4 protein-coding genes and 1 pseudogene are annotated in these 5,423 nt (G+C 67.5%); 1 reads left to right on the top strand and 4 read right to left on the bottom strand.

The features are described from left to right. Positions 1 to 606 (bottom strand): annotated as a pseudogene (locus AX737_RS20310) (ComEC/Rec2 family competence protein); the annotation flags it as partial. A gap of 199 nt (positions 607 to 805) precedes the next feature. On the opposite strand from AX737_RS20310, the gene AX737_RS20305 reads away from it, so the two are divergent. Beyond that, entirely contained in the window at positions 806 to 2,410 is a 1,605-nt protein-coding gene (locus tag AX737_RS20305; protein ID WP_197430651.1) for a recombinase family protein, read from the top strand. A 39-nt stretch (positions 2,411 to 2,449) separates the two neighbouring features. Here AX737_RS20305 and AX737_RS20300 read toward each other — a convergent pair whose 3' ends face one another. The 3 genes from AX737_RS20300 to AX737_RS34655 form a co-directional block, all read right to left on the bottom strand. Further along, positions 2,450 to 2,983 carry a hypothetical protein gene (locus tag AX737_RS20300; protein ID WP_066924439.1) on the bottom strand — a complete coding sequence of 178 codons (534 nt, stop codon included), beginning with the start codon at positions 2,981 to 2,983 and terminating at the stop codon, positions 2,450 to 2,452. Next, positions 2,980 to 4,623: an anti-phage dCTP deaminase gene (locus AX737_RS20295; RefSeq protein WP_082773168.1), complete on the bottom strand. Its 1,644-nt coding sequence runs from the start codon at positions 4,621 to 4,623 to the stop codon at positions 2,980 to 2,982. Before AX737_RS20295 ends, AX737_RS20300 begins: the two co-directional genes overlap by 4 nt. Before the next feature lie 263 nt (positions 4,624 to 4,886). Continuing rightward, positions 4,887 to 5,423: hypothetical protein (locus AX737_RS34655; RefSeq protein ID WP_066924437.1), on the bottom strand; the 537-nt coding region annotated here is incomplete at its 5' end.

Genomic DNA, 5,423 nt, shown 5'->3' with positions numbered 1-5,423 from the left:
GGCCAGGATCCCGAGGACCGCCGCCGGCATCACCGCGAGCGAGACCAGCGGCAGGGTCAGCGCGTTGCCGAGCAACCCGAAGGGCTGCACGGTCTGGAAATGGTAGGTGGCGAAGGGCGCGGTCGCGACCTGCGCCACCAGCGTCGTGGCGAGGGTGCCGATCACCGCGGCCAGCACCGCGCCGTAGAGCCGGCCGATCCGTCCCGCCCCCGGCTGCCGGAACAGGGCCCCGCCCACGAGCCGCGCGCAGGCGATGAGCCCGGCCACCGCCCCGAACGACATCTGGAAGCTCGGGCCGAGCAGGGCCTCGGGCTCGCGGGCGAGCGCGACGAGCGCCGCCAGCGCGAGGTTGCGCATCGAGAGGGCCGGACGATCGACCAGGATCGCGCCCAGCATGATCAGCGTCATCACGAGGGAGCGCTCGGCCGCGACGTCCCAGCCGGAGAAGATGCAGTAGGCGGTGACGCCGAGCATCGCGACGGCGGCCGCGATCTTCTTGATCGGCCAGAACAGGGCGAGATGCGGCACCAGCGCCAGCCCCGCCCGGATCAGCCAGAACACCACGCCCGCCGCCAGCACCATGTGAAGCCCCGAGATGGAGACGACGATTGGCAGGGTTGGCCGGCAACGTGTTAGGAGGGTCGCATCACGCAAGAAAGCCTGGACTTCGATGGGTCTTCCCTCCGGCCTCCCCGCCGACCCCGCACCGGCGATCGCCTATTCCTACTTGCGCTTGAGCTCGAAACGCCAAGTCAGCAAGGGCGATGGCGAACGCCACCGCGACGGTTTCCGGAGACAGATCGAGTTGCGCGACGCCTACCTCGCCGAGAACCCGCATCTCACGCTCGACACCCGCTTCAACCTCCATGACATCGGGGTTTCGGCCTACACCCGCGCCAACATCGCCAAGGGCGGAACCGGCAAGCTCAGGCTTTTCGTGGACGAGGTCGAGGCCGGAAGGATCGCGGTGGGGAGCTATTTCCTCTGTGAGTCCCTCGACCGCGTCTCGCGGGCGGAGATCAACATCGCGCAGGAACTGCTCCTGCGCCTGGTCAACAACGGCATCATCGTCAGATCGATCATCGACAGGCAGACCTACCACGCCCAGTCCGACCCGATGCAATTCATCATCTCGATCGTCTACCTGATGCGGGCGCACGACGAGTCGTTGATGAAGGCCGCCCGGCTGAAGGAGACCTGGATCCGGAAACGGGCGGACATCGGCAAGCGTAAGCTCACCGCGAGGATCCCGTCCTGGCTTGAGGTCGACGGCGACGGCTTCAAGCCGCACGAGGTACGGGCGCCGATCGTGAGGCGGATCTTCTCCGAGCTCGCCGACGGCCGAGGGCGCGATGCGATCGCCCGGGGGCTCAACAGGGACGGGGAGCCCACTTGGGGCAAGGGCCGCGCATGGCACGGGGGCGTGATCCAGAAGATCACCGATACCCGCGCCGTCCTCGGCGAGTTCCGGCCCCACAGGATGGAGGCCAGCATCAGGAACGGGATCAAGGTCGGCACGCGGATCCCCGCCGGCGACGTGATCCCGGACTACTATCCGGCGGTGATCGACGATGATCTGTGGGACCGGGCCCGGCGCGTGGCCGACAAGCGGCGGCTGGGCACTACGCCGAACGCTGGCGGCCGGCAGGGCACGCGCATCTCGAACCTCTTCGGGATGGTGGCCACGTGCGCGACGTGCGGCAACCCGATGAACTACCGGGACCGGGGGAAGCGCTCGACCATCGTGCTCATCTGCTCGTCGAGCCGGGCGGGCACCTGTGGGAACGACGTCCGCATCCCCTACCAGGAGACCGAGGACGCGGTGCTGTCGTGGTTCCTGCAGCTTGACCTTTCGAAGGCCGATGCCGGCGAGATGCAACGTCTCGAACAGGCCTTGCGGGAAGCCATCGCCCGACGGGACGGCCTCCAGGCAGAGGCGGAGACCCTGATGCGGGCCTTCGGGCGCGGGGACCGGTTCGCCGAACCTGCGATCGAGAGGATCCGTGGCGAGGTCGCCACCATCGAGGCGGGGATCACGGAGAACTCCGCGACCCTGCTTGCCCTGAGGGATGCCGGCAAGTCCGACGGTCGGGAACCTGCCATCGCCCTGATGCTGGAACTCGAACGCGCGAACGCGTCCGACGAGGAACGCTTCGCGGTGCGCATCCGTGTCCGGCAGATGCTGCGCGACACCGTCACGTCGATGCGATGCGGACAGGACGGACACATCGACATCGTTGCGATCGACGGATCCGGGCACCGATTCCGGGATGGGTACTGGCTGCACGATGGGCGGTGGCATCCTTCCGGGCCCGGGCTGTTCGGCTTCTTCCGCAAGATCACGAAGAAGGAGGAGGAGCGTCGGCGTGCATGGTTGGAGCCCGCGGTGGCCGCCTATGGGGATCCATGACGGGTCCGGCCACATCAGTGGACCACGAAACCCCGGACGTCAGCTCGAAAGGCCGGGAACCCCTTCCAGGGTCTCGACACGCCAGTGGACCGGTCTGCCGGCCTCCGAGTGTCGCAGCGCCTCGTCGAGGACATCCACGTCCGTCCGCCCGTTGAGGAGCACGGCGAGACAGGTCACGGTCCGGTCGGACGGCTGTGCGAACGCCGTCAGGACATCCATCGCCGTGCCACGCACCCTCCACCGTCCGCACTGGTCGCTCGGTGGCCTCAGGTCGATGTGCCTATGGACATAGTGGGAACTCGTGTCCTCGAACAAGCTGAACGCCCTCTGGCGGCTGAGGGCGTTGAGGTCGAAGTAGGGATAGGCCCGCGCATCGATCACGATGGACGGCCTGGCAAGGCTGAACACGCGGGCGAAGACCTCACCGTGCAGGTCCGCCATCGGAAAGCAGATCACGCGCTGTACGGGTCGGAAATCGAAGAGGGACAGCTGCTCGTGATGCGTCCGCGGTGCGACGGCGGGAGCCTCGTCGCGGGCCGTCTCGGCCACGAGACGAAGGTGCGGATGGCTCATGCTGGGCGAATCCCGAGGTCCCGTTCGAGGTCTGTATAGCGTAGCTTGAAGAGGTCCGACGGACCACCCCAGTCCGGCTCGCCCATGGCGAAATCGCCGGTCACCTTGTCCTTGTAGTCACGGTCCTTGAGGAACACCCTCGCGTACATCCGGGGCGCGACGCCGACGAACGGCCTGAAAAGGACCTTCGGCCGGGGCTTCGCAGGCTCGCGGATCGCCCCGCGATCGCGCGGGGATTCATGCCGGAAGCGGGACGGAGGTTCCCAATCCTCCGACACGGTGGTGATCGCGTCGCAATGCAGGTCGAGCGCGCGGCTCTTCGGGTAAGGCTCGATGTACTGGACCTCGTCGATCCCCGCCGACACGATATGGCGGGCGCAGTAGTGGCAGGGGAACGCGCTGACGAAAAGTCGCGTGCCGCGCGGCGAGACACCCGTCCGCGCCGCCGAGAGGATCGCGTCCATCTCGGCATGGACGGCACGGCTGAACTCGATCAGCCCACCCAGCCGCGTGCGCCGGAGTTCGGCGACGACCACGGACCTTTCCCGGTCCGCGAGCAGCATGGGATACGCAACGAGCAGCGCGTCGATGATGGCGTTCTGTTCCCGGTTGCTGCTGCAGTACCTGTTCGGCCTGAAGGCACACCGCTCGTCGTCACCGGGCTCGAAGGCCTCGCCGTAGACACCTCCCCCGGCCTTGGGCACCTCGTTCGTCCCGGTGGCGATGACGTTGCCCTGCGCGTCTACCAGGGCCGCGCCGACCTGACGCGAAAGGCATGCGCTCTTGAGCTGCGCCGAATGGGCCTGGTGCATCGCCGTCTCGGCGACGTTCGGCCGGATGACCTCGCTCAGGGTCAGGAGCCGGACCAGACGTCGGAGCGGTTCGTTCATGGCGGTGTTGTTCGGGTCGTCCTCGGCGTCCTTCGAGTTGTCGACGAAGAAATCCGCCTCGTGGAAGGTGTCGACGACGTGCTGGCCATGCTTCTCGGGGGCGTCGGCATCGCGGTCCATGAAGGCGGCGATCGCCGCCTTAGTGGCCTCCGTCTGGCGGTCGTCGAGGTTGTAGAGTTCCGTTCGCAGCCTCCTGCTTCGTTTCTCCGGATCGCACACGACGCCGACGAGCGTGAACGCGTCCTGATAGAGACGACGGAGAAGGTGCGCCTCGGCCGGATGCCGCAAGGAGTCGATGATGTAGGCGCGGGGCTTGCCGTCGAGCTCGCCCTCCGCGAGGCCACTCGCCTCGGCCCTAGCCACCCTGATCCCCCCGACCACGGCCCGCGCCACGGCCGCGTTGTCACGCGCGGCGAGCCGCATGGCATCGCCGTGGTCCTGCATGGCGATGATGCCGTCGAGGGTCTTGCGCGCCCCGTCGCCGGCGACCGCCCGCCCCTCGGCGCGGCCCCACGCCTTGATGGCGGAGCTCGCCTTCACGACATGGACCTCGTAGCGCGACGCCCCGGCTTCCTCCAGGAATTGCTTGATGATCTTCGCGGCCCGTCCGGCCCCGGCCCCGACGGGCCCCACGACGGCGATGAAGAGCTCGTTTCCCCGCGACCGCTTCAGGACTTCCTGACTTGTTTCCCCGGCATTCCCCACCGTGGCGCCCGCGACCGGGCGGGCGACACTCACGCCGTTGACCATGCTGACCCGCCCCACCGTTACAGAGTATGACCGGCCCCGAGGCGCTTGAGACAATCATGGGTTCGGAGCCAGTCGCCGATATACACTTTCCGGACGATCGTACATGTCCCGTGACCAGCCCAGGCGAACGACCTGTTGAACACGGAACGAACCGGATCGGTCCATCGATCGACAGGATCGGCACGATCGACCGATCCACTTTTCTCGTCGCACCCGCGTGGGTCTCGCCGCGCCCGCTTTAGGAGGAACGGCGAGCTCCGATCCTATGTCTCGCCATGCGCTGTCCCGGCGAGATGGCGTGGTTCTCGCTGATAGGTCCTGTCGTAGTTCCTAGCGAAGAACTTCCCGTGTTTGACCCGCACGTCCATTTTCTTGCGCAGCGTCTCCACGTCCAACGGCTCGCGGTGGAGCCGGGCCCCCCGGCGCGTCGATTGCCGCAGCCTCGGAAGGATCCCCTCCACCGTCATCGCCCCCCGCGGCGGGATGATCGCAAAGACCTCGCGCATCACCCGGTCCCAGAACTCTTCCGCCCGGATGTGTTCGAGGCGCCTGCTCACGCGTCCCACCTCCGCCCGGAGCGCCGCGTTCTCCCCGGTCAGCCGGACCGCTTCCGCGTCCCTGAGCAAGCCGGTCGCCTCTTCTCTGTCAAGCTTGGCGCCGGCCTCTCGCAGGAGTTCGTCGGTGGCGAGCCGCTCCACCTCCGCCAGCCTACGCAGGTTTTCGAGCCGTGCCGTCGCCTCGACCATCGCCGCCTCCCAGACCGTCTTGGCGAGCTCGGCGAGGCCCGCCTGCAACGGCTC

It is taken from the genome of Methylobacterium sp. CCH5-D2 (assembly GCF_001556475.1).
GTDB lineage: Bacteria > Pseudomonadota > Alphaproteobacteria > Rhizobiales > Beijerinckiaceae > Methylobacterium > Methylobacterium hispanicum.
Note: the sequence above shows the minus strand (reverse complement) of the source record. Positions and strands in the feature narration are given on the sequence as shown.

Bases quoted from the DNA above. Each gene is read 5' to 3' on its own strand.
- AX737_RS20300 (WP_066924439.1), bottom strand. From the start codon at position 2,983: ATGAGCCATCCGCACCTTCGTCTCGTGGCCGAGACGGCCCGCGACGAG.
- AX737_RS20295 (WP_082773168.1), bottom strand. From the start codon at position 4,623: ATGGTCAACGGCGTGAGTGTCGCCCGCCCGGTCGCGGGCGCCACGGTG.